Source organism: Pseudomonas fluorescens (assembly GCF_001307275.1).
GTDB classification, from domain to species: Bacteria; Pseudomonadota; Gammaproteobacteria; order Pseudomonadales; family Pseudomonadaceae; genus Aquipseudomonas; species Aquipseudomonas fluorescens_AA.
Window position 1 is genome coordinate 2,615,184 of record NZ_CP012831.1, and the last position, 22,716, is coordinate 2,637,899.

At 59.3% G+C, this 22,716-nt stretch carries 20 protein-coding genes and 1 pseudogene; 11 read left to right on the forward strand and 10 right to left on the reverse strand.

What is annotated here, in order from left to right; all coding sequences use genetic code 11:
* Positions 1 to 197 precede the first annotated feature (197 nt).
* Positions 198 to 893 carry a glutathione S-transferase gene (locus AO356_RS11555; protein ID WP_060739892.1) on the reverse strand — a complete coding sequence of 232 codons (696 nt, stop codon included), beginning with the start codon at positions 891 to 893 and terminating at the stop codon, positions 198 to 200.
* Between the two features lie 150 nt (positions 894 to 1,043).
* Between AO356_RS11555 and AO356_RS11560 the strand changes: the two genes are divergently transcribed.
* From AO356_RS11560 to AO356_RS11575, 4 genes and pseudogenes are all read left to right on the forward strand, one after another.
* The gene (locus AO356_RS11560) at positions 1,044 to 1,607 is read left to right on the forward strand and encodes a TetR/AcrR family transcriptional regulator (protein WP_060739893.1); all 564 of its coding nucleotides are present in this window, start codon (positions 1,044 to 1,046) and stop codon (positions 1,605 to 1,607) included.
* A gap of 186 nt (positions 1,608 to 1,793) precedes the next feature.
* Positions 1,794 to 2,918 (forward strand): sensor domain-containing diguanylate cyclase, encoded by a 1,125-nt coding sequence (locus AO356_RS11565; protein ID WP_060739894.1) that lies wholly within the window; start codon positions 1,794 to 1,796, stop codon positions 2,916 to 2,918.
* Between the two features lie 404 nt (positions 2,919 to 3,322).
* On the forward strand, positions 3,323 to 3,742 hold the full coding sequence (locus tag AO356_RS11570; protein ID WP_003196182.1) for an organic hydroperoxide resistance protein: 420 nt from the start codon (positions 3,323 to 3,325) through the stop codon (positions 3,740 to 3,742).
* Positions 3,743 to 3,773: 31 nt separating this feature from the next.
* Positions 3,774 to 4,058: pseudogene (locus AO356_RS11575) on the forward strand (hypothetical protein); the annotation flags it as partial.
* Positions 4,059 to 4,179: 121 nt separating this feature from the next.
* On the opposite strand, the gene AO356_RS11580 reads toward AO356_RS11575, so the two are convergent.
* Both AO356_RS11580 and AO356_RS11585 read right to left on the reverse strand, forming a co-directional pair.
* Positions 4,180 to 4,968 (reverse strand): SDR family NAD(P)-dependent oxidoreductase, encoded by a 789-nt coding sequence (locus AO356_RS11580; protein WP_060739896.1) that lies wholly within the window; start codon positions 4,966 to 4,968, stop codon positions 4,180 to 4,182.
* A 271-nt stretch (positions 4,969 to 5,239) separates the two neighbouring features.
* Entirely contained in the window at positions 5,240 to 5,965 is a 726-nt protein-coding gene (locus tag AO356_RS11585) for a hypothetical protein (protein ID WP_060739897.1), read from the reverse strand.
* 329 nt (positions 5,966 to 6,294) lie between these two features.
* Between AO356_RS11585 and AO356_RS33030 the strand changes: the two genes are divergently transcribed.
* On the forward strand, positions 6,295 to 6,600 hold the full coding sequence (locus AO356_RS33030; protein ID WP_060738273.1) for an IS3 family transposase: 306 nt from the start codon (positions 6,295 to 6,297) through the stop codon (positions 6,598 to 6,600).
* Positions 6,597 to 7,433 carry an IS3 family transposase gene (locus AO356_RS11595; protein ID WP_060738274.1) on the forward strand — a complete coding sequence of 279 codons (837 nt, stop codon included), beginning with the start codon at positions 6,597 to 6,599 and terminating at the stop codon, positions 7,431 to 7,433. The genes AO356_RS33030 and AO356_RS11595 overlap by 4 nt, the downstream gene beginning before the upstream one ends.
* Before the next feature lie 134 nt (positions 7,434 to 7,567).
* Here AO356_RS11595 and AO356_RS11600 read toward each other — a convergent pair whose 3' ends face one another.
* Both AO356_RS11600 and AO356_RS11605 read right to left on the reverse strand, forming a co-directional pair.
* Positions 7,568 to 8,455: a lysophospholipid acyltransferase gene (locus AO356_RS11600; protein ID WP_060739898.1), complete on the reverse strand. Its 888-nt coding sequence runs from the start codon at positions 8,453 to 8,455 to the stop codon at positions 7,568 to 7,570.
* 43 nt (positions 8,456 to 8,498) lie between these two features.
* Positions 8,499 to 9,056: a DNA-3-methyladenine glycosylase I gene (locus tag AO356_RS11605; protein WP_060739899.1), complete on the reverse strand. Its 558-nt coding sequence runs from the start codon at positions 9,054 to 9,056 to the stop codon at positions 8,499 to 8,501.
* Positions 9,057 to 9,137: 81 nt separating this feature from the next.
* Between AO356_RS11605 and glyQ the strand changes: the two genes are divergently transcribed.
* The 4 genes from glyQ (at position 9,138) to AO356_RS11625 (ending at position 13,539) form a co-directional block, all read left to right on the forward strand.
* Entirely contained in the window at positions 9,138 to 10,091 is a 954-nt protein-coding gene (gene glyQ / locus AO356_RS11610; RefSeq protein ID WP_003177094.1) for a glycine--tRNA ligase subunit alpha, read from the forward strand.
* Entirely contained in the window at positions 10,088 to 12,142 is a 2,055-nt protein-coding gene (glyS, locus tag AO356_RS11615; protein ID WP_060739900.1) for a glycine--tRNA ligase subunit beta, read from the forward strand. Before glyQ ends, glyS begins: the two co-directional genes overlap by 4 nt.
* Positions 12,143 to 12,145: 3 nt before the next feature.
* Positions 12,146 to 12,679 (forward strand): D-glycero-beta-D-manno-heptose 1,7-bisphosphate 7-phosphatase, encoded by a 534-nt coding sequence (gene gmhB / locus AO356_RS11620; RefSeq protein ID WP_060739901.1) that lies wholly within the window; start codon positions 12,146 to 12,148, stop codon positions 12,677 to 12,679.
* An 80-nt stretch (positions 12,680 to 12,759) separates the two neighbouring features.
* Positions 12,760 to 13,539 carry a lysophospholipid acyltransferase family protein gene (locus AO356_RS11625; RefSeq protein ID WP_060739902.1) on the forward strand — a complete coding sequence of 260 codons (780 nt, stop codon included), beginning with the start codon at positions 12,760 to 12,762 and terminating at the stop codon, positions 13,537 to 13,539.
* A gap of 190 nt (positions 13,540 to 13,729) precedes the next feature.
* Here AO356_RS11625 and AO356_RS11630 read toward each other — a convergent pair whose 3' ends face one another.
* Positions 13,730 to 15,247 (reverse strand): sensor histidine kinase, encoded by a 1,518-nt coding sequence (locus AO356_RS11630; RefSeq protein WP_060739903.1) that lies wholly within the window; start codon positions 15,245 to 15,247, stop codon positions 13,730 to 13,732.
* A 233-nt stretch (positions 15,248 to 15,480) separates the two neighbouring features.
* On the opposite strand from AO356_RS11630, the gene AO356_RS11635 reads away from it, so the two are divergent.
* Positions 15,481 to 16,215, forward strand: coding sequence for a response regulator transcription factor (locus AO356_RS11635; protein ID WP_060739904.1), 735 nt, complete (start codon positions 15,481 to 15,483; stop codon positions 16,213 to 16,215).
* 128 nt (positions 16,216 to 16,343) lie between these two features.
* Here the strand turns inward: AO356_RS11635 and gabP are convergent, their stop codons facing one another.
* From gabP to dnaN, 4 genes are all read right to left on the reverse strand, one after another.
* A complete protein-coding gene (gabP, locus tag AO356_RS11640; protein ID WP_060739905.1) occupies positions 16,344 to 17,738 on the reverse strand; it encodes a GABA permease in 1,395 nt (464 codons plus the stop codon).
* A 303-nt stretch (positions 17,739 to 18,041) separates the two neighbouring features.
* On the reverse strand, positions 18,042 to 20,459 hold the full coding sequence (gene gyrB, locus AO356_RS11645) for a DNA topoisomerase (ATP-hydrolyzing) subunit B (protein ID WP_060739906.1): 2,418 nt from the start codon (positions 20,457 to 20,459) through the stop codon (positions 18,042 to 18,044).
* A gap of 5 nt (positions 20,460 to 20,464) precedes the next feature.
* On the reverse strand, positions 20,465 to 21,568 hold the full coding sequence (gene recF / locus AO356_RS11650) for a DNA replication/repair protein RecF (protein ID WP_003196148.1): 1,104 nt from the start codon (positions 21,566 to 21,568) through the stop codon (positions 20,465 to 20,467).
* Between the two features lie 20 nt (positions 21,569 to 21,588).
* The gene (gene dnaN, locus AO356_RS11655; protein WP_003196145.1) at positions 21,589 to 22,692 is read right to left on the reverse strand and encodes a DNA polymerase III subunit beta; all 1,104 of its coding nucleotides are present in this window, start codon (positions 22,690 to 22,692) and stop codon (positions 21,589 to 21,591) included.
* Between the last annotated feature and the right edge of the window lie 24 nt (positions 22,693 to 22,716).

The following is a 22,716-nucleotide window of genomic DNA, read 5'->3' on the forward strand; positions in this document are numbered from 1 at the left end:
TAACGCCAGTCAGTTAAGCCCCGTGGGAGCAAAGCTTGCTCGCGATTGGGGTGAGCCAGTCGACAACGCTTTTGACTGGTCTGCCGCCATCGCGAGCAAGCTTTGCTCCCACTGGTTTGTGTCGTTTTGATCCTTAACTGACTGGCATTAGCCCTTCCCCCTTTTTCATGCCTGGCGCTGGCTAGTCACTCTCAGTGCTACGCAGCGCCACGCTCGACCATGGCACGCCATGTCTGGACGCTGGAGCGCTCCTGCATCCTGGCGTGCCATGCTCGAAGCGCCACGCACTCTTCAGGCACGGGGAGTTGCACCAGCGAGGCGAAGATCATGCCGCCCAGTACCGCAATGTCGGCCATCGAAAACTTGTCGCCCGCCACAAAGGGCCGGTCTTTGAGAAGGTTGTCGAAATAGCGCATGCCCCTGATCGCCTTATCGCGCATCCGGGCGCCCCACTCGGCATTCTGGTACAGCTCGACATCGGGGCCGAGGCCCGGCGTGGCATGGTGGAAGTACGCGCTGACGGCGTCGAGAAACTCGATCTCGGCACGTTTGGTCATCATATGGATGATGCCTTTTTCAACAGGCGTTTCGCCCGTCAACGTCGGATGACCGTCCAGGCTATCCAGGTACTGGGTGATCGCCGTGCACTCCGCGATCCGCGTCCCATCGTCCAGCTCCAGCACGGGCAGTGTCCCGGAGTAATTGATGGCCAGAAACTCGGGTTTCTTGTGCTCGCCGGCCCAGAGATTCACCGGTACGAATTCGATGTTCGGCAGCAATCCTTTTTCCGCCAGCGCAATGCGGACGCGGGCGGGGTAGGGGCCGTTGAACCAATCGTAGATTTTCATCGTAGGAACAGTGGAAACATCAACGCGCTGTTGTGGGGAAGTCATGATTCAAGCACCTGCCTGTCAATTGGTAGGTAAAGATTGAGCCGCCGATTTAGTGCTGTCAATCCCCTACCTGACAATTGGCAGGTAAACGGATCTGCGCGTAGAATCGCCGTTACCTGAGTGAGTCGAATCTCGAAACGAGGCTGCAACGTGAACGAAAATGCTCGAGAAGCCATCTTGGCGGCAGCGAAAGCCGCTGCCCAATTGCACGGTTACAGCGGTATCAATTTCCGTAGCATTGCCGACCAGGTGGGCATCAAGAACGCCAGCATTTACTACCACTTTCCGAGCAAGGCGGGCCTGGCTGCGGCAGTTGCTGAACGCTACTGGCAGGACGCGCTGCGCATGCTTGAAGCGATACGCGCCGCCCATACCGATCCGAAGGCGTGTGTACGGCTGTACCCCTCCATTTTTCGAAAGTCGCTCGAGGACGGCAACAGGCTTTGTCTGTCCAGCTTCATGGCAGCCGAATACGAAGACCTTCCCGATGAAGTGTCGCGAGAGATCAGGGCTTTTGCGGACGTCAACGTGGCGTGGCTCGCCCAGGTACTGGCAGATGCTGGAACAGGTAGCGCAGAAGAATGTGAACGCCGAGCCCGCGCCATTTACACCGCTGTTGCGGGTGCCCAGTTAATCGCGCGGACGCGGGCGGATGTCGGGCTGTTCGATGATCTGATTTTGAGCTACCGGGAAGCAGGGTTGATTCCAGCCTGATCCTGTAAAGCCAGATGATGCCGTTTGGCTGTAGGAATGGTTGGGGCTGCTTCGCAGCCCAGCGGGAGCAAGCTCCCTCGCCACGGGGTTTTGTTCAATTGGGGCCGTGGGTGTAATTCAGTTGTTTGCATTGGTGGCCGGGTGCCACAATCGCCATTTTAGTTGCATCACGATCAGGTGGATCAAATGGATGGCCCAAGATCTCGGAACGGCCAAGCTTTTTTCATAGCCGAGCAGGTGCGAACTGACCGATTGCAGCAACTGTTTCGCCAATCCGTTTCTGCGGTTTTCGGCAGTTACCTGGCTGCCATCATGTTGAGTTGGCTGTGTTGGGATCGGTTTGAGCACAGCGCTATTCTTTGGTGGCTGGGCATCCTGACCGCATCGACGCTGTTGCGTATCGCGATGTTCGTCGCCTATTTTCGCAGCCCCGAAAGTGAGCGTACGCCTCAACGCTGGGAGCGCCGATACTGGGTCACGCTGGTGTTATCCGCCAGCATCTGGGGCGGTGGTGCGTTTGTGGTCATGCCGGCGGACGATCTGTTGTCCCAGGCATTGGTCATGCTCTTTACCGTCGGGATGACCGTCAGCGCGGTGTCCTGCTATTCGGCCTACCGCGATATGACGCTGGTCTCCATTGGCCTGGTGCTGTTTCCATGCACCGTCTGGCTGCTGTTTCAACCGTCCCCGATCCAAGTCGGCATGGCCCTTTCGATCCTGGTGTTCGCGGCATTTGCGGCCCGCGCCACGCACAAAATGTCCCAGGCACTGGAAGTCGCCTTTCGTCTTACCCGTGAAATGGAACAGGCGAACAGCATTTCAACCCGCGCCGCACAAACCGATGAACTGACCGGCCTGAAGAGTCGGCGGGCTTTTTTCGAGCATGCCCAGCAGCTCTATGACGAATGCAAGACCAACCGGTTAGGGTTGTGCGCCGTCATGTTGGACATGGATCACTTCAAGCACATCAACGACACCTATGGCCATCAGGTCGGGGATCAGGTTTTGCGCGAGATGGGGCTGGTCATCAGTTCGTCGTTTCGGGCGACGGACATTCATGGCCGGCTGGGTGGGGAAGAGTTCGCCATTCTGCTTCCGGACACGTCCATCGAGGTTGCTACCCAGATTGCGGAACAGCTCATCGATACGATTGCGGGTTTGATGATCGAGCCTGTTCACTGCATAACCGCCAGCCTTGGCGTCGCGTCTACGGAGGCCTGTAATAAGGATCTTCACAGCTTGATGAACGATGCGGATAAGGCCCTGTATCGAGCGAAAGCGTTGGGGCGTAATCGGGTCGCTGTTGCTTAGTCGGGTTGGCTTTGCATCATTAGCCAGAATTTGATCACCCCCACGCTACATCACATTCCAGAAGCGGAACGCTGAGCGTCCCGTCCCCGGCGGCGTTCCCACGCGGGAGCGTGGGAACGATCGAGAAACCCTGAACGCCCTCTCTTCAAAGGCCTGCAATTACGCAGGCACTGCCCCCTGGCACCTCCTTCTCCTTGGCTCACCTCGCGGCGGGTGATACTGCGCGGCCCCGAAAATAAATTCCTTTTTAGATCAACTGGTTAATTCAAAAGTGATAATTTTTTGAAAATTTATCTTGCGCGCAAAGTATTTGAACGTTAACTTTATCTCAACTGGTTAGCGCACAAACATTTAGCGCAGACCAAACCCGAACTCGATCAGCCCATTCAGCAAGAGGAAACACCATGAACGTTCTCTATACCGCAGTCGCAACCTCCACCGGTGGCCGTGATGGCCGTGCTGTTTCCAGCGACAAGATTCTCGACGTGAAACTGGCCACGCCAAAAGCCTTGGGTGGTGCCGGTGGTGAAGCCACCAACCCTGAGCAACTGTTCGCAGCCGGCTACTCGGCCTGCTTCATCGGCGCACTGAAGTTTGTCGCCAGCCAGAGCAAACGCAGCATTCCTGCCGACGCCTCGATCACGGCACACGTTGGCATCGGCCAGATCCCTGGCGGTTTCGGTCTGGACATCGACCTGCACATCAACCTGCCAGGTCTGGATCAAGCCGATGCCCAAGCGCTGGTCGACGCGGCTCACCAGGTTTGCCCGTACTCCAACGCGACACGCGGCAACGTCGACGTCCGTTTGCACGTCACCGTCTAACTCACTCACATACGAATAAAAGGATCAGGACATGAACACTTTCCACAAGACTCTCGTTGGCTCGCTTCTGGCACTGTCCCTTGGCAATGCGTTCGCGACTTCTTTTGATCAACCCTCGTTTGCTGAAGGTGGTTCGGATCGACTGATCGAAAAACGTGTCGCTGAAGGCGGCTCGGATCGCCTGATCGAAAAACGCGTCGCTGAAGGCGGTTCGGATCGACTCATCGAAAAACGCGTCGCTGAAGGCGGTTCGGATCGGCTCATCGAAAAACGCGTCGCTGAAGGCGGTTCGGATCGCCTGATGGAAAACAGAGTGGGCTGAACCATCCCTTCACCACTCCAACGCCGGTCGAATCAACCCATGTTGCTTCCAAAACAAAAAACGCCGCTTATCTCTCATGAGGAAGCGGCGTTTTTTTTCAACGTGTCGTAGGCCTCTAAACGATGCTATCCACCACACCACCATCGACACGCAGCGCCGCCCCCGTGGTGGCCGAGGCCTGCTCCGAGCTGGCGTAGATGATCATGTTGGCAACTTCCTCGACGCGTGCCGCACGCTGGATGATCGAGGTGCTGCGGTGCTCGTTGACGAAATCCGCCGCGACCTTTTCCAGGCTTTCCCCACTGCGCTCGACGTCTGCCTGGAGCATCTGGGCAACGCCTTCGGAAAGCGTCGGCCCAGGCAGCACCGAGTTCACCGTCACGCCCGTGCCGGCAAGGCGCTTGGCCAAGCCGCGAGCGATGGACAGTTGGGCGGTCTTGGTGAAGCCGTAGTGGATCATGTCGGCGGGAATGTTCACGCCCGATTCCGACGAGATAAACACAATCCGCCCCCAACCGCGCTCGACCATGCCTTGCGCGTAGGCCCTGGAAACACGCACGCCCGACATCACGTTGGTTTCGAAGAAGCGTTGCCATTCGCTGTCCGGTGTTTCGAAGAAATCCTCCTGTTTGAAAATGCCCAGGTTGTTGATGACGATATCGAAGCTGGGATGCTTGGCGACCAATGCCTGGCAGCCTGATTCATTGCTCAGGTCGCCAACGAAACCGACGGCACTTGAAGCAAGGGCGCCCAGGCGCTGCAATGCGTCGTCCACGCTGCTCTGGCGGCGACCGTTGATGACTACATGAGCGCCGGCTTCGAGAAAGCCTTTGGCGGTCGCGAAACCGATACCGCTGGTGGACCCGGTGACCAGGACCTGACGTCCGGTGAAATCGATGTTCATGAGGGGGACTCCTTGATTAATGAACCAGAGGAAGTGCGATATTTCTGACTGGACGGTAGTCCGACGGATTTAGAGATGGCTTTGCCATCCCAACGTCGCCGATATCGCAGGCCCTTAATCATGGACACAATTGAGGCTTTGCGCCTCCTCGTGGTCAATCAACCATCAGGAAGCCGACCGCACGCCAGCTCATAGCCGGTCATGGGGAAGGGCTGCTGCGCAGCCCGGCGGGAGCAAGCTCCCTCGCCACACGGTTCGGTAGAGCCGGCTTTCAGGCCTGCGCGCTGAATCGCTGCGCGGCACGCCGTTCAAGCATCGCGGCTTCCGTCTCTTGGGTCGCCAGTTCGCCTTTGTGCGCCAGTTGGTTGAAAAACAGCCCGTCCGAAAATTCCTGGGGCGGCACCGAGCCGGCGCGCTTGAGCATCGGCGCCAGATCGATGGTGCTGGCGAAGTTTTCCTTGGTCAGACTGTAGCGGCCCAGGTAGCTGCCAGACCAAGGCGAGTCGGCATCCACCATGTCGATGGAGGCGTCGCGGAAGGCGCTGGCTGCGGCTTTCAAATCAGTGGATTCATTGAGCAGATCGGTGAGGCGCTGGGTCTCCGAGGTGCTGAGCTGCCCGGCGGTGTTGAGCACTTTCAGCTTGCCATCGGCCTCGACGGTGAAGCCGTATTTCTTGCTGGCCAAATCCGGGTGGGTTGCCGACAGCGTTGACTGGAATGCCTCGAAGGAGGTTTTCAACGTGTTTTTTGCGCTCTCGGTGATCGCGGCATAGCGAGGAAAATCTGGCGATTGGGATCGACCGACCCAGGTGGTAATGGCCACCAGTGGTTGCTCCACGGTCTGGGTTTCTTCACTGGGGTGGTAGATGGCTGCTGGGCCAGCGCTTGCCAGTTCCTTTACAGAGCCTGTTGGAGGATGAGTGACCAACTTCTGGTCGGAGCGGGTGAGGTGGGTGTTGGCGGGTGCAATAGAGGCAGCGCTAAGGGAGAGTTCCATTTCATCGGTCCATGATTGGCGGATACATCGGGTTATCGACAGCCGGGGACCGAGCTTTAGGAGGGGAGATGGCGTGGGGTGAAGTCAGTTAGTTATGTGGCGGCTGTTAGGGCGCTATCGCGAGCAAGCTCGCTCCCACAGGGATTTATGATGGACGCAATGCCTGTAAACAGCCCGGAAAAACTGTGGGAGCGAGCTTGCTCGCGATAGCGGTGGGTCTGCTTGCATCGATGTTGAGTGTGCCGCCGTCATCGCGAGCAAGCTTGAACTGGCCTAATAATTCCGGACACCTCTTAAGGGCGATATGATTTCGCCAACTTGGAGGTTCCATGAACGAAAGAAAGGTCTATACCCGCGAGTTCAAGCTGCATGCTGCCAGCATGGTGCTTGATGATAACTGCCCGGTACCAGAAGTTTGTGCATCTCTGGACATCGGACCCACCGCTTTACGGCGCTGGGTTGATCAGGTTCGTAAGGAACGCGAGGGCCAGCCAGTTAAAGGCACCAAGGCGATTACTGACGATCAGCGCCAGATCCAGGAGCTAAAAGCCAAGATCAAGCGCATGGAGATGGAAGCTGAAATCCTAAAAAAGGCTACCGCTCTCTTGATGTCGGATCCCGATCGTTTCCGATGATCGCAGAGCTAAGAGAGTCATTTCCGACGGCCGTGGTGTGTCGTGTGTTCGGCGTGAAGCGCAGCAGCTTTTATGAGTGGATTCAGCGGCGATCCAAGCCGCGGATCAGACGTGAAGAACTCAGGCTGAAAGTCGTTGAACTGCACAGTGAAAGTCGCGAAGCCATGGGCTCCAGGATGATCAGCAAGGGCCTGAAATCGCAAAATATTGCAGCGGGAAGAAGCCTGGTCAGAGCGCTGATGAGGGAAGCCAACATTGTCAGTAAACAACGCCAGCCGCATCCATTTAGATCCAAAGGCGTGGAGGCATTTGTCGCGCCTAATCGGCTCAAACGCAACTTCAAACCGACTGCAATCGATCAGGTTTGGTGTGGCGACGTTACCAGCCTGATGGTGGGTAAACGCTGGATTCATCTGGCCATCGTGATCGATTTGTTTGCTCGCAGGGTTATTGGTTGGGCTTTTTCTCTGGTTAATGAGGCCAACCTAGTCAGCAAAGCGCTACGCATGGCGACAGCTGTACGAACGTGTCCTCCAGGGCTGATGTTTCACTCAGACCAAGGATGTCAGTACACCAGTCGCAAGTTTCAAGAAGAACTGACCCGCCACGGCATTGTGCAAAGCATGAGTCATCGGGGACAGTGCTGGGACAACGCTCCAATAGAGCGTTTTTTCGGCACACTGAAGTCAGAGTGGGTACCTCGCAACGGCTACAGCCTGATCGAGGAGGCAAAAACGGACATGGTGCGTTTCTTCATGTACTACAACCGCACCAGGCTCCACAGCTACAACAACTACCTGTCGCCAATAGCCATGGAGCAAAAAGCGGCATAAACACCGTAATCGGTGTCCGGGATTACTTGACCAGTTCAGCTCGGCTCCCACATAGGTACTCCCACATAGGGACTTGGGTGTTCACAGATCCTGCATTCACCACAAATCCCCGGCGCATATGAAGCAACAGATCTTCAGTACCACCGCGCCTCACCCGGCGGGCGCTTCTTGAAACGTTTCATGCTCCACATGTACTGGCTCGGGTAGGCCCGCACGTAGCGCTCCACCACTTGGCTCATGGCCGCGCAGGAGGTTTCAGTGTCGGTGCTGTACATCGCGTCAGGGGCAGCTTCGAGGATGACTTTGTAGCCGGAGCCGTCGGGCAGGCGCAGGGCGTGGAGGAAGACGCCGACCGCTTTGCCGCCAGCGAGCATGTTCGGCACGAACTTGCTGGTCAGGGCCTGGGTAGCGAAGAAGGGTACGAAGATGCCGGCGGATTCGGCCGGTTCCGGGTCGGCGGGGATGCCCACCTGGCCGCCCTTGCGCACTTCCTTGATGACGCTGAGGATGCCTTCCTTGGTCGACGCCGCGACCTTGTTGCCCAACTGGACGCGTTGCTTCTGCAGCAATTCATCCACCGCCTTGAGCTTGGGCGGGCGGTAGAAAATGATCGGTTTGCACTGGCTGCAATAGAAGTGGTTGAGCACTTCCCAATTGCCCAGGTGGCTGGTGATACCCACCACGCCTTTACCGGAGGCCAGGGCTTCTTTCAGCACCTCCAGGCCTTCGACTTCGCGCACCAGGTCGATGGAGCGCTGGGCCGGCCAGATCCAGGCGCAGGCGCTTTCGGTCAGGGATTTGCCGATGTCCTTGAGGCTCTGGCCCACCAGGCGTTCGCGCTCGGCCGGGTCCATCTCGGGAAAGCACTTGGCAAGGTTGATCCGCACCACGTCGCGGGAACGGTTGGGAAATTTCCACATGAGCCAGCCAATCGCCGAGCCCACTGCCTGCACCGCTCGCCAGGGCAGCAGCGCAAACAACCGCAGAGCGCCGACCAGCAAGGCGCCTTTCAACTTATCCACAGGTCACTCCTGAATGTATGGGCCGTGTTGCGAGCCGGCTATTCTAACCGCCGTTTACCAACTCGGCGTAGCGGTCGCAGTCCTGGGTGTGGTCCATGACCATGCCCGAGGCCTGCATCAAGGCGTAGCAAATGGTCGGCCCGACGAAAGTGAACCCGGCTTTTTTCAGGCCTTTGCTCATCGCCAGTGCCTCGGGCGTGATAGCCGGCACTTCGCTGCGGTCCTTGAAATGGTTGATGATGGGTTTGCCGCCCACGAACGACCAGAGGAACGCCACCGGGTCTTCCAGCGCCAGCCAGGCCTGGGCATTGCGACGGGCGGCCTTGAGCTTGAGGCGGTTGCGGATGATGCCCGGGTCGAGCATCAGCTCGTCTATTTCCGCGTCGCTCATCTGCGCCACGCGCTGCACATCGAAGCCGTACAACACTTCCCGGTAGCGCTCGCGTTTGCGCAAAACGGTGATCCAGGACAACCCGGCCTGGAACCCTTCGAGCAAAAGCAACTCGAACAAACCCTGCGCATCGCGCAGCGGCGTGCCCCACTCCTGATCGTGATAAGCCATGTACAACGGATCGTCAGAACACCAAAAGCAGCGTGGCATAAGGCTCCAGGGGGCGTGCGCACGAACGAATCGGGTATACTCCCGCTCTTTAAATCGCAGCCCAAGAAACAGGTGAATTTCGTGAGCCAGCCTACGCCAGCCGTGCGTACCTTCCAAGACTTGATCCTCGCCCTCCAGCAATACTGGGCCGAGCAAGGTTGCGTGGTACTTCAGCCCTACGATATGGAAGTAGGCGCCGGCACTTTCCACACTGCCACGTTTCTGCGTGCCATCGGCCCGGAAACCTGGAACGCCGCTTATGTGCAGCCCAGCCGCCGCCCGACTGACGGCCGCTACGGCGAAAACCCGAACCGCCTGCAGCACTACTACCAGTTCCAGGTGGTCCTGAAGCCGAACCCGGAAAACTTCCAGGAACTGTACCTGGGCTCCCTCAAGCACGTCGGCCTCGACCCACTGGTGCACGACATTCGTTTCGTCGAAGACAACTGGGAGTCGCCAACCCTGGGCGCCTGGGGCCTGGGCTGGGAAGTCTGGCTCAATGGCATGGAAGTGACCCAGTTCACCTACTTCCAGCAAGCGGGCGGCATCGAGTGCTACCCGGTCACCGGCGAGATCACCTACGGCCTGGAACGCCTGGCCATGTACCTGCAGGGCGTGGATTCGGTCTACGACCTGGTATGGGCCGACGGCCCGTTCGGCAAAGTGACCTATGGCGACGTGTTCCACCAGAACGAAGTGGAGCAGTCGACCTACAACTTCGAACACGCCAACGTCGAGAAGCTGTTCGAGCTGTTCGATTTCTACGAGAGCGAAGCCAAGCGCCTGATCGAGCTGGATCAGCCGCTGCCGTTGCCGAGCTATGAAATGGTGTTGAAGGCGTCCCATACCTTCAACCTGCTGGATGCACGCCGGGCGATTTCCGTGACCGCGCGCCAGCAATACATCCTGCGTGTACGCACCCTGGCGCGTTCCGTTGCGCAAGCCTACCTGCTGGCCCGTGCCAAGCTGGGCTTCCCGATGGCGACCCCGGACCTGCGTGATGAAGTGTTGGCTAAGCTGGAGGCTGCACAATGAGTGCTCAAGATTTTCTGGTTGAACTGGGCACCGAAGAACTGCCACCCAAAGCCCTGAACACCCTGGCCGATGCGTTCCTGGCCGGTATCGACAAAGGCCTGCAAGCCGCTGGCCTGAGCTACGAAGCCAAACAGGTGTACGCCGCGCCGCGCCGCCTGGCCGTGCTGATCACCGCCCTGGCGACCCAGCAGCCGGACCGCAGCATCAACCTCGACGGCCCGCCACGCCAGGCCGCGTTCGATGCCGACGGCAACCCGACCCAGGCCGCCCTGGGCTTCGCCAAGAAGTGCGGCGTGGACCTGAGCGAAATCGACCAGAGCGGCCCGAAGCTGCGCTACAGCCAGAGCATCAAGGGCAAGCCGACCGCCAGCCTGTTGCCGACCATCGTCGAAGACTCCCTCAATGACTTGCCGATCCCCAAGCGCATGCGCTGGGCCGCGCGCAAGGAAGAGTTCGTACGTCCAACCCAGTGGCTGGTGATGTTGCTCGGTGACCAGGTCATCGATTGCACGATCCTGGCCCAGAAGGCCGGTCGCGACTCCCGCGGTCACCGCTTCCATCATCCACAGAGCGTGCGCATCACCTCGCCGGCCAACTACCTGGCCGACCTGCGTGCGGCCTACGTACTGGCCGACGCCAACGAGCGGCGCGAGCTGATCAGCAAGCGCACCGAAGAGCTGGCCACCCTGCAGGAAGGCACCGCCATCGTGCCGGCCAACCTGCTGGACGAAGTGACCGCGCTGGTGGAATGGCCAGTGCCGCTGGTGTGCTCGTTCGAGGAACGTTTCCTTGAAGTGCCGCAGGAAGCGCTGATCACCACCATGCAGGACAACCAGAAGTACTTCTGCCTGCTGGACGCCGAAGGCAAGTTGCTGCCGCGCTTCATCACGGTTGCCAACATCGAAAGCACGGACCCGCAGCAGATCATCGCCGGTAACGAAAAAGTCGTTCGCCCGCGCCTGACCGATGCCGAGTTCTTCTTCAAGCAAGACAAGAAACAGCCCCTGGAAAGCTTCAACGAGCGCCTGCGCAACGTGGTGTTCCAGGAAAAACTCGGCAGCGTCTACGACAAGGCCGAGCGCGTTTCGAAACTGGCGGCATTCATCGCCCCACGCATCGGCGGCGACGCCCAGCGCGCGGCCCGTGCCGGCATCCTGTCCAAGTGCGACCTGTCCACCGAAATGGTCGGTGAGTTCCCGGAGATGCAAGGCGTCGCCGGTTACTACTACGCCCTCAACGATGGCGAACCGCAGGACGTGGCCCTGGCGCTGAACGAGCAGTACATGCCCCGCGGTGCCGGCGCTGAACTGCCAACCACCCTGACCGGTGCGGCCGTGGCGATCGCCGACAAGCTCGACACCCTGGTCGGCATCTTCGGCATCGGCATGCTGCCCACCGGCAGCAAAGACCCGTATGCCTTGCGTCGTGCGGCCCTGGGCGTGTTGCGGATCCTGATCGACAAGCAACTGGACCTGGACCTGAACGACGCCGTGGCATTCGCCGTCAACGCGTTCGGCAGCAAGGTCAAGGCTGCCGGCCTGGCCGATGCGGTGCTGGAATTCATCTTCGACCGCCTGCGTGCGCGTTATGAAGATGAAGGCGTCGACGTCGCCACCTACCTGTCGGTGCGAGCCCTGAAACCGGGTTCGGCCCTGGACTTCGACCAGCGCGTACAAGCGGTGCAAGCCTTCCGCAAATTACCGGAAGCCGCCGCACTGGCAGCGGTGAACAAGCGGGTATCGAACCTGCTGGGCAAGGCCGAAGGCAACATCGCGGCCACCGTCGAAGCCAAGTACTTCGACAACGCCAACGAGTTTTCCCTGTACTCGGCGATCCAGCAGGCGGACCAGGCGGTCCAGCCAATGGCGGCGGCGCGTCAGTACAGCGAAACCCTGGCGCGCCTGGCGGCACTGCGCGAGCCGGTGGATGCGTTTTTCGAGGCGGTGATGGTCAACGCCGAAGATGCCAAAGTACGGGCCAACCGTTACGCGCTGCTGGCGCGTCTGCGTGGGCTGTTCCTCGGCGTCGCCGATATTTCGTTGCTGGGGTAACGCTTGAAACTGCTGATTCTCGATCGGGACGGGGTGATCAATCACGACTCCGACGCTTACATCAAATCGGTGGAGGAATGGTTGCCACTGCCCGGTTCGATCGAAGCCATCGCGCAGTTGAGCAAGGCCGGCTGGACGGTGGCGGTCGCCACCAACCAGTCGGGCATTGCCCGCGGTTATTACGACCTCACCGTCCTGGACGCCATGCATGAGCGCCTGCGCGCCCTGGTGGCGGAGCAGGGCGGGGAAGTCGGCTTGATCGTCTATTGCCCGCATGGGCCGGACGACGGCTGCGATTGCCGCAAGCCCAAGCCGGGCATGTTGAAAACCATTGCCGCGCATTACGATGTGGCCTTGGCAGGTGTGTGGTTCGTCGGTGACAGTCTCGGTGACCTGGAAGCGGCCAAGGCCGTCGATTGTCAGCCAGTTTTGGTAAAGACCGGGAAAGGCGAGAAGACTCTGGGCAAGACCCTGCCGGTGGGCACCTTGATTTTTGACGACCTGGCGGCGATTGCCGCTGAACTTATCCACAATTAGAGCTCCCAAGACATCCTGATCAAGGACTGTTCGGGAAGCGCTTGAACAGGCGGGCATTGCCCGCAACGGTAAACGCCGCTATGTCGATATTGCAGGCCATCAGAAGCTTTCTCTTTTACCTGCTGCTGGGCACCAGCTCCTTGCTGTGGTGCACCCTGAGTTTTTTTATCGCGCCCTTCCTGCCGTTCAGGGCGCGCTACCGTTTCATCAACGTGTACTGGTGCCGCTGCGCACTGTGGCTGAGCAAGGTGTTCCTGGGCATCCGCTATGAAGTGAAGGGCGCCGAGAACGTGCCGGACCGGCCCTGCGTGATCCAGTCCAACCATCAAAGCACTTGGGAGACGTTCTTTCTCTCGGCCTATTTCGAGCCGTTGAGCCAGGTCCTCAAGCGTGAGCTGCTGTTCGTACCGTTCTTTGGCTGGGCCATGGCCATGCTGCGCCCGATTGCCATCGATCGCGACAATCCCAAAGTGGCGCTCAAGCAAGTGGCGAAAAAGGGCGACGAACTGCTCAAGGACAACACCTGGGTGCTGATCTTCCCCGAGGGCACCCGTGTTCCTTACGGGACGATTGGCAAGTTTTCCCGCAGCGGTTCCGCATTGGCGGTGAACGCGAACCTGCCGGTGCTGCCGATTGCACACAATGCTGGCAAATTCTGGCCCAAGGCAGGTTGGATCAGAACACCTGGCGTCATCACCGTGGTGATCGGCGCACCGATGTATGCCGAAGGCACTGGGCCCCGCGCCATCGCCGAGCTCAATGACCGCGTACAAGCCTGGAATGAACAGGCACAACGGGAAATGGGCTCGCTTCCTCCAGGCCCTGTCGCGGAAGTCCCCACGGAACAAGCCGCTGTTTGAGATCTGTGGATAACCTGTGTACCGTTTTTTCGAAATCCGTTGTTTTTATGTCGTAAGCCTATGTTTTTCATACATATTTCATAAACACATAAAACCCACGTTCAGGTGCATAAGTTTTTATAGCAGCAAAATATCGTAGCCTTCGGGGGTTGGAAACGTCCTGTAGGAGCTGCCAAAGGCTGCGATCTTTTCAATCTTCCAATAACGGGAAGCGCAGGCTGAAGGTCGTGCCTTTACCCACCACGCTACGACACTCGATTTTCCCCTCGTGATGGTCGACCACGGCCTTGACCATCGATAATCCCAGGCCAATTCCATCGACCCCTTGAGCCGAGGAAAACCGCCGGTACTGACTGAACAGGTCCGGCAGTTCTTCGGCGCTGATGCCCTTGCCTTGGTCGGCGACATTGCAGATCAACCAACCCGAGATGCAATGAACCTGCAGGGAAATACAGGCGTCGGACGGGCTGTACTTGATGGCATTTTCCAGCAGATTGAACAGGGCACGGGTCAATAACGATTGATCCGCCCGCACCATCGCATCTTCATCCTCTATTTCGTGAACCAACCGAATACGCTTTGCCTGGGCGATGGGCAGCGCCTGATCGAGCACGTCCAACACCAGCATGGCGAACAGCGTCGGCTGGAATTGATAGGCCTCGGATTCGGCCTTGGCCAGTTGTACGAAGCCCTCGGTCAGGTCCAGGGCGCGCCGTACCTGGCGCTCGATCTGGTCGAACAGCGGATGATCGCCACCCGCCTGATGCCGCTGCACATCGAGCAGCGCAAGGATCGCCGAGTGAGGGGCGCGCAAGTCATGGGAGAGGAACCGCAGCATGACGCTGCGCTGCTCTTCCGCCTCACGTTCGGCGCTCAGGTCCGTGAGGCTCAGCAACCAGCCAATCGGCGCATCGCCATCCACCGGCAACAGTGCAGCCCGCTCCAGGCGCAAGCTACGCTCGCGAATGTCGCGAAACTCCACCAAGGGCAATGTGGATAACCGGTGATGCGCCCCGTGCTCCAGCCCCGGATAACCCAATTGCCCAAGGTGCTCCAGCACATCGCCGCCCGCCAGGCCATGGCCGAACAGCTCGCGTGCCTTTCGGTTACCCAGCAGCAGCTTGCCTTGGGGATCGCTGATCATGGTTGCCACCGGCAAGTATTCCAAGCCATCGGCAATGAAGCGCCGGGTGTCGCGGGTTCGACTCATGGCTTGTTCCAGGGCCATGATCTGGCCCTGCAAACGGTCGCTGCCGGCGTAGGAGGCGCGACGACGCTCCGGGAAGACCTTGGGCTCCGCGTCCAGGCGTGCCAGCTCCCAACCGAAATAGGCCAACACCACGCTCAGCCGTCGCCAGTTCCAGATCAGGTAGCCGAACATGATCCCCAGCACGCTCGCCACGGGCGACCACCACCACCCCCGCGCACCCAACATGGCGCTGATCAACAGGGCCAGGCTCATACCACCTACCGTTGTCCACAGGGCCAGGCGCGGGCGCAACAGCAGCAAGCCCAATACACAACCCACCAGGCACACCGACAACAACGCGGCGCCTGAATGGTTATCGGTGGATTGACTGCTCAATGACAACAAGGCCGTCAGCGGCAACAGCAGCAGACTTATCCACAACCACTCCCGCACCAACTGTCGAAACAACCGCTGAACCTGGGTGGGTTCACGACTTTCACGGCGACGCTGGTTACTCATAGGCCTCCTGGCCGAACTCAAGGACTGTGGATATCTTCACTGGCCTGCGTAAGTCGACAGGCTTGAAAGCCCACGACTATAACGGACTCGATGGGTGGCGCGCTGCTGCCTTTCCCTCTGTGTCGCGAGCCGGTATTGTCGCAGCCAGCGACAGGTCAATGAATCAGCCACTGGCTGCCTTTCATTGCCACCTGAAGATGTCCGTTACTCTCGAGATCAAGGAATCGCATTCCATGCGTGTCGCCATACTGGACGATGAACCGGCCGAGTTGCGCCGGGTAGAACAGACGCTGCAACAAATCCCCGGCAGAGGCGAGCAAGCCTGGACCCTGCACAGTTTCGAACGTGGGGAAGACTTGTTGCGGCAACTGCGGCGGGAAACCTTCGACTTGTTGATCCTCGACTGGCAACTGCCCGACATCAGCGGGCTTTCCTTGCTGCGCTGGACCCGCGAGCACATGGATTCGCCACCGGCCGCCATCATGCTGACCAGCCGCGACGGCGAGCACGACATCGTCCAGGCCCTCAACGCCGGCGCCGACGACTATGTGAGCAAACCCTTCAGGCCCAACGAGCTCAAGGCCCGGGTCACAGCCGTGCTGCGCCGTCACAACCTGCAACGCGCGCCTGCCAGCGACGTGCTGGTGTTCAACGACCTGGCGTTCGACGACGCCGAACTGACCATCACCCGCGCCGGCATCCCCATCAGCCTGACCGAACGGGAATACCGCCTGGCCCGGTGCCTGTTCGCCAACCTGGGCCGGCCGCTGTCCCGGGAATACTTCTACGAACGCTTCTGGACCCACGAGGAAATGACCTCGTCCCGCCCACTCGACACCCATATCTATCGCCTGCGCAACAAGCTCGGGCTGACGGCGGATCGGGGTTGGCAGTTACTGACGATCTACGGGTATGGGTATCGGTTGGAGAGTGTGCTGGCGGGGAGTGAGGCGTCGGTGGCCAGTTAGGGAACCGACTGCTCATATTGAATGGCATCTGTGGCGAGGGAGCTTGCTCCCGCTGGGCTGCGCAGCAGCCCCTTTTGTGAGCGCTTAGCACCCAAGCGGGAACAAGCTTCCTCGCCACCCAATGGATATCACCCGATCGTCGGTACCGGGCTTCCTGCTTTTACGATCCGCCGACGCTGTATCAGCACGCCGGATATCACCACCAAGACACTCAGCAGACCGGTCGCAAGGATCTCCACGCGATGGGCTTCCTGGAACAGCATGATGGTCAAGGCCCCGACGATGAAGACAATCACCGCGTAGGTCAGGCCGGGAAACAGCCACATGCTGAAAGCGATTTTTTCCCCGCGAGCCATGCGTTGTTTGCGCATACGCAATTGCGAAACCGCAATGACCAGGTACACCAGCAACGCAATGGCGCCAGAGCTGGCCAGCAGGAATTCGAAGACCGCCGCCGGTGCCACGTAGTTGGCGAACACCGCCAAAAAGGCCGCACCGGTCGACAACATCACCGCCCAGTGAGGTGTGCCGCTCTTGTTGGTGCGCTGGGAAACGGCCGGCGCATCACCGCGCTTGCCCAACGAGAACATCATGCGCGAAGCCGTGTACAGCGCCGAGTTCAGGCAACTGGTGACCGCTACCAGGACCACGATATCGACGATCAGCTTGGCATTGGGGATGCCCATGCGCTCCAGCACCGTCTGGTAGGAGCCAACACTGGCCAGGAGCGGGTCGTTCCATGGCACCAGGGCGACGACGATGAAAATGGAGACGAGGTAGAACAAACCAATCCGCCAGATCACCGAGTTGGTTGCCTTGGAAATCTGCTGGCCCGGGTTCTTCGATTCGGCCGCCGCGATGGTCACGATCTCGGTGCCCATGAACGAAAACATGGTGGTCAGGATCGCCCCCAGCACCGCGCCCATGCCATTGGGCAGGAAGCCCTGGGTGTCGAACAGGTGCGAAACACCGCTGACCTGGCTGGTTGGCAGAACACCGAATATCGCCATCAGACCCAGCCCGATGAAGCCGATGATCGCCACCACCTTGACCAGGGCGAACCAGAATTCGAACTCTCCGTAATTCTTCACACTGAACAGGTTGGTGACCGTCAGCAGGAGGGTGATGACCAACGTGAAGACCCAGATCGCCACGTTCGGGAACCAGGCGTGCAGGATCGTTGCGGCAGCGTTGGCCTCCAGTGGAATCACCAGGACCCAGAACCACCAGTAGAGCCAGCCGATGGTGAAGCCCGCCCAATGACCAATCGCCCGGTCCGCATACGTCGAGAAGGAACCCGTGTCCGGCGACGCCACCGCCATTTCCCCCAGCATCCGCATCACCAGCACCACCAAGGCACCCGCGGCAGCGTAGGCCAACAACACGGCTGGACCGGCCGCTGCGATCGCATGGCCGGAGCCGACGAACAGACCGGCGCCAATCACACCGGCTATGGAAAGCATCGTCACATGACGGGGCTTGAGCCCTTGCGCCAGATTATCGGAAGTTTGCGTACCGCTCATTGAGACTACCCTTGGCATTTGGATTTATTCGTACCACCTCGACCCATCGCTTTCTGTAAATTTAAAAAAACGATGTGTAAGTTATTAAACACGCAAGTTTTGCGCCAGGAAATCCAAAGTCCCCGGTATCCGGGGCCTTCATCCAATTCCTAACCCATTGACAATGAAGGCTTTATGCCAGGGTGTTACCCAGTTACACCGTTTTTGACCGATGGGTCTTAGAAGGAGTGGGTATTTTCCAGCGTAAAAAAAAGCCAACGCATGTGCGTTGGCTTTTTTGCTGGAGCAGGTGCTGCAGAAGGATCAGAAATCCAGATTGGACACTGCCAACGCATTGCTCTCGATGAAGTCACGACGAGGCTCGACCGCATCACCCATCAGGGTGTTGAAGATCTGGTCCGCGCCAATGGCGTCTTCGATGGTGACTTTCAGCATCCGGCGCGAGCTTGGGTCCATGGTGGTTTCCCACAGCTGATCCGGGTTCATTTCACCCAGACCTTTGTATCGCTGGATGGTGTGGCGCTTGGTGCTTTCCGCCATCAGCCATTCAAGGGCTTCCTTGAACTCGGTCACGGCTTTCTTGCGCTCACCCCGTTGGATGTACGCACCTTCGTCCAGCAGCGTGCTCAGTTGCGCGCCAAGGGATACGACGGTCTTGTAGTCGTTGCTGCCGAAGAAGTCGCGGTTGAAGGTGACGTAGTTCGACAGGCCGTGGGAGATCAGTTCGACCTCCGGCAGCCAGACGTTACGCTCACGGTCTTCGCGCAGGCTGGCTTTGTAGACCAGGCCGGATTTTTCGACGGTGCGCAGGCGTACTTCGTACTGGGCCAGCCAATCCTGCATCGCTGCGTGATCGGACAGTTGCTCCAGGCTCACGGCTGGCAGGTAGATGAAGTGTTCGGTCAGTTCCTGTGGATACAGGCGCGACAGGCGTTTGAGGGTCTTCATCACCAGGCGGAAGTCGTTGACCAGGCGCTCGAGGGCTTCACCGGAAATACCGGGGGCGTCTTCGTTCAGGTGCAGGCTCGCGTCTTCCAGGGCCGACTGCGTCATGTACTCTTCCATGGCGTCGTCGTCTTTGATGTATTGCTCTTGCTTGCCTTTCTTGACCTTGTACAGCGGCGGCTGGGCGATGTAGATGTAGCCGCGCTCGATCAGCTCCGGCAACTGACGGAAGAAGAATGTCAGCAGCAGGGTGCGGATGTGCGAACCGTCGACGTCAGCATCGGTCATGATGATGATGTTGTGATAGCGCAACTTGTCGATGTTGTACTCTTCGCGGCCAATGCCGCAGCCCAGCGCGGTGATCAAGGTGCCGACTTCCTGGGAGGAAATCATCTTGTCGAAGCGCGCCTTCTCGACGTTGAGGATCTTGCCCTTGAGCGGCAGGATGGCCTGGGTGCGACGGTTGCGGCCCTGCTTGGCGGAACCGCCAGCAGAGTCACCTTCCACCAGGTACAGCTCGGACAGGGCAGGGTCCTTTTCCTGGCAGTCGGCCAGTTTGCCCGGCAGGCCGGCGATATCCAGCGCGCCTTTGCGGCGAGTCATCTCACGGGCCTTGCGCGCGGCTTCACGGGCACGGGCGGCGTCGATCATCTTGCCGACCACCAGCTTGGCTTCGTTCGGGTTCTCCAGCAGGAAGTCGGAGAAATACTTGCCCATTTCCTGTTCGACCGCGGTCTTCACTTCGGAAGACACCAGCTTGTCTTTAGTCTGGGAGCTGAACTTCGGATCCGGTACCTTCACCGAAATGATCGCCGTCAGGCCTTCGCGGGCATCGTCACCGGTGGTGGCGACTTTATGCTTCTTCGCCAGGCCTTCCTGTTCGATGTAGTTGTTCAGGTTACGGGTCAGCGCCGAACGGAAGCCCACCAAGTGGGTACCGCCGTCGCGCTGTGGAATGTTGTTGGTGAAGCACAACAGGTTCTCGTTGAAGCTGTCGTTCCACTGCAGGGCGATTTCCACGCCGATGCCGTCTTCACGCTGGATGTTGAAATGGAACACCTGGTTGACCGCAGTCTTGTTGGTGTTCAGGTACTCAACGAACGCCCGCAGGCCACCTTCGTACTTGAACAGCTCTTCCTTGCCACTGCGCTCATCCTTGAGGACGATGCCGACACCGGAGTTGAGGAAGGACAGTTCGCGAATCCGCTTGGCCAGGATGTCCCAGCTAAAGTGGATGTTCTTGAAGGTTTCGCTCGACGCCTTGAAATGGATCTGGGTGCCGGTGGATTCGCTGTCGCCAACGATCGCCATCGGTGCCTGAGGCACGCCATGGACGTAGGTCTGTTCCCAGATCTTGCCACTGCGGCGTACCGTGAGCACCAGCTGTTCGGACAGCGCGTTCACCACCGATACACCTACGCCGTGCAGACCGCCGGAGACCTTGTAGGAGTTATCGTCGAACTTACCGCCAGCGTGGAGGACGGTCATGATGACCTCGGCGGCGGAAACGCCTTCCTCTTTGTGCACGTCTACCGGGATGCCACGGCCGTTGTCGCGAACGGTGATGGACTCATCCGGGTGGATGATGATGCTGATGTCGTCGCAATGGCCGGCGAGGGCTTCGTCGATGGAGTTGTCGACCACCTCGAACACCATGTGGTGCAGACCGCTGCCATCGTCGGTGTCACCAATGTACATACCGGGACGTTTGCGTACGGCATCCAGGCCTTTCAGCACTTTAATGCTCGTTGAGTCGTACGTATTTTCTTCGCTCAATGCCTTCACTCCCGATGGTCGTGGGTCTGGGTGATACGGCCCTGTTCCACGTGGAACAGGGCGACTGGCGTTTCCGTCTGCCAGCCTTCCCTCAATAATTCGTGGTCTACACAGGTGATGAACACCTGGCAGCGTAAGTCTTCCAGCAAGCGGCACAGCGCGCGGCGGTGGGCTTCGTCCAACTCGGACGGCAAGTCATCCACCAGATAAATACACTGACCGCGCCGGGCCTGGCTGACCAGATGCCCCTGGGCGATACGCAAGGCACACACCACTAGCTTCTGCTGCCCCCGGGACAAGATGTCCGCGGCGTTATGTGCGCCCAATCTGAGGCGCAAGTCAGCGCGTTGTGGTCCAGCCTGGGTATGGCCCATCTGCTGGTCCCGCTGCAGCGAGCCAGCCAGCACGGTGCTCAGTTCCCGGTCCTTGTCCCAGCCTCGGTAATAGCTGAGCGTCAGGCCCTCAAGCTCAACCAGTTCGCTCAAGGTCTGCTCGAAGACCGGTTTCAAGGCTTTGATGTAAGCGCGGCGGTATTCATCGATTTCAGCGCTGGCCTGGCACAGTTCCCTGTCCCAAACCGCTTGCGAAACGGCGTCAAGTGTACCATGTCGCAGCCAAGAGTTTCGCTGGCGCAGCGCCTTCTGCAAGCGCTGCCAAGTCGTCATGAAGCGCGGTTCCACGTGGAACACGCCCCAGTCGAGAAATTGCCGGCGAATCTTCGGCGCGCCTTCCAAAAGGCGGAAGCTGTCCGGATTGATCAGCTGCAACGGCAGGATCTCGGCCAGCTGTGCAGCACTGCGGGCGTTCTGCCCATCGATGCGGATCTGAAACTCCCCTTGCCGGTCCCGCGAGATCCCCAAGGCGCTATGGCCACCTTCCGCCAGTTCCACCTGCCCGAACACCGTGCACGCCAGTTGATCGTACTGGATGACCGGTAACAGCCGGGTGCTGCGGAACGAACGGGCAAGCCCGAGCAGGTGCACGGCTTCCAGCACGCTGGTTTTGCCGCTGCCGTTGGCGCCGTAAAGGATATTGATGCGGGGGGAGGGGGAGAAGGTCACCGGGTGCAGATTGCGCACCGCGGTGACCGAGACGCGACTTAAGGACATCTAGCTTCTGCTGGGCATGATTACAGACGCATCGGCATGACGACGTAAGCCGAATCGTCGTTATCAGACTCTTGCACCAGCGCACTGCTGTTGGAGTCAGACAGGATCAGACGCACTTGCTCGGTGGTCATCACACCCAGCACGTCGAGCAGGTAGCTGACGTTGAAGCCGATTTCCAGGGAGCCACCGTTGTACTCAACGCCTACTTCTTCTTCCGCTTCTTCCTGCTCCGGGTTGTTCGCCTGGATCTTCAACTGCCCGTTGGCCAGTTGCAGACGAATGCCGCGGTACTTCTCGTTGGACAGGATCGCGGTACGGCTGAAGGCTTCGCGCAGGGCCTGGCGATCGCCCAGAACCAGCTTGTCACCGCCTTTTGGCAGCACGCGCTCGTAGTCAGGGAACTTGCCGTCTACCAGCTTCGACGTGAAGGTGAACTCACCGGTGGTGGCGCGGATGTGGTGCTGGCCCAACACGATGCTGACGTTGCCGTCGGGCTCGGTCAGCAGACGGGCCAGCTCCAGGATACCTTTACGCGGCACGATCACCTGGTGGCGATCCGGCTGACCGATATCGGCCTGCATCGAGCACATGGCCAGGCGGTGACCGTCGGTGGCGACGGCGCGGATAACGCCGGCCGACACTTCCAGGAGCATGCCGTTGAGGTAATAACGCACGTCCTGCTGGGCCATGGCGAAACTGGTGCGTTCGATCAGGCGACGCAATTTGCTCTGGTCCAGGCTGCAGGTCAGCGAGCCCGGGCCTTCTTCGACGGTCGGGAAATCGTTGGCGGGCAGTGTGGACAAGGTAAAGCGGCTGCGACCGGCCTTGACCACGAGCTTCTGCTCATCGACCTTGATGTCGATCAGCGCGTCGTTGGGCAGGCTCTTGCAGATGTCCATCAGCTTGCGCGCCGGCACGGTGATGGAACCCGGATCGGCCGGTTCCTCAAGTTGCACACGACCGACCAGCTCGACTTCCAGGTCGGTACCGGTCAGCGACAATTGCTGGCCTTCGACAACCAGCAGCACGTTGGAAAGTACCGGCAAGGTCTGGCGGCGTTCGACGACGCCTGCGACCAGTTGCAGGGGTTTCAACAGGGCTTCGCGTTGAATGGTGAAATGCATGGTCTAGTCCCTTGCCTTAATAAG

What these genes read in the sequence shown, in the direction of transcription:
- AO356_RS11555 (WP_060739892.1), bottom strand. Translation starts at nt 893, where the DNA reads ATGACTTCCCCACAACAGCGCGTTGATGTTTCCACTGTTCCTACGATG.
- AO356_RS11565 (WP_060739894.1), top strand. Translation starts at nt 1,794, where the DNA reads ATGGATGGCCCAAGATCTCGGAACGGCCAAGCTTTTTTCATAGCCGAG.
- AO356_RS11570 (WP_003196182.1), top strand. Translation starts at nt 3,323, where the DNA reads ATGAACGTTCTCTATACCGCAGTCGCAACCTCCACCGGTGGCCGTGAT.
- AO356_RS11580 (WP_060739896.1), bottom strand. Translation starts at nt 4,968, where the DNA reads ATGAACATCGATTTCACCGGACGTCAGGTCCTGGTCACCGGGTCCACC.
- AO356_RS11585 (WP_060739897.1), bottom strand. Translation starts at nt 5,965, where the DNA reads ATGGAACTCTCCCTTAGCGCTGCCTCTATTGCACCCGCCAACACCCAC.
- AO356_RS33030 (WP_060738273.1), top strand. Translation starts at nt 6,295, where the DNA reads ATGAACGAAAGAAAGGTCTATACCCGCGAGTTCAAGCTGCATGCTGCC.
- AO356_RS11595 (WP_060738274.1), top strand. Translation starts at nt 6,597, where the DNA reads ATGATCGCAGAGCTAAGAGAGTCATTTCCGACGGCCGTGGTGTGTCGT.
- AO356_RS11605 (WP_060739899.1), bottom strand. Translation starts at nt 9,056, where the DNA reads ATGCCACGCTGCTTTTGGTGTTCTGACGATCCGTTGTACATGGCTTAT.
- glyS (WP_060739900.1), top strand. Translation starts at nt 10,088, where the DNA reads ATGAGTGCTCAAGATTTTCTGGTTGAACTGGGCACCGAAGAACTGCCA.
- AO356_RS11625 (WP_060739902.1), top strand. Translation starts at nt 12,760, where the DNA reads ATGTCGATATTGCAGGCCATCAGAAGCTTTCTCTTTTACCTGCTGCTG.
- AO356_RS11630 (WP_060739903.1), bottom strand. Translation starts at nt 15,247, where the DNA reads ATGAGTAACCAGCGTCGCCGTGAAAGTCGTGAACCCACCCAGGTTCAG.
- AO356_RS11635 (WP_060739904.1), top strand. Translation starts at nt 15,481, where the DNA reads ATGCGTGTCGCCATACTGGACGATGAACCGGCCGAGTTGCGCCGGGTA.
- gabP (WP_060739905.1), bottom strand. Translation starts at nt 17,738, where the DNA reads ATGAGCGGTACGCAAACTTCCGATAATCTGGCGCAAGGGCTCAAGCCC.
- recF (WP_003196148.1), bottom strand. Translation starts at nt 21,568, where the DNA reads ATGTCCTTAAGTCGCGTCTCGGTCACCGCGGTGCGCAATCTGCACCCG.
- dnaN (WP_003196145.1), bottom strand. Translation starts at nt 22,692, where the DNA reads ATGCATTTCACCATTCAACGCGAAGCCCTGTTGAAACCCCTGCAACTG.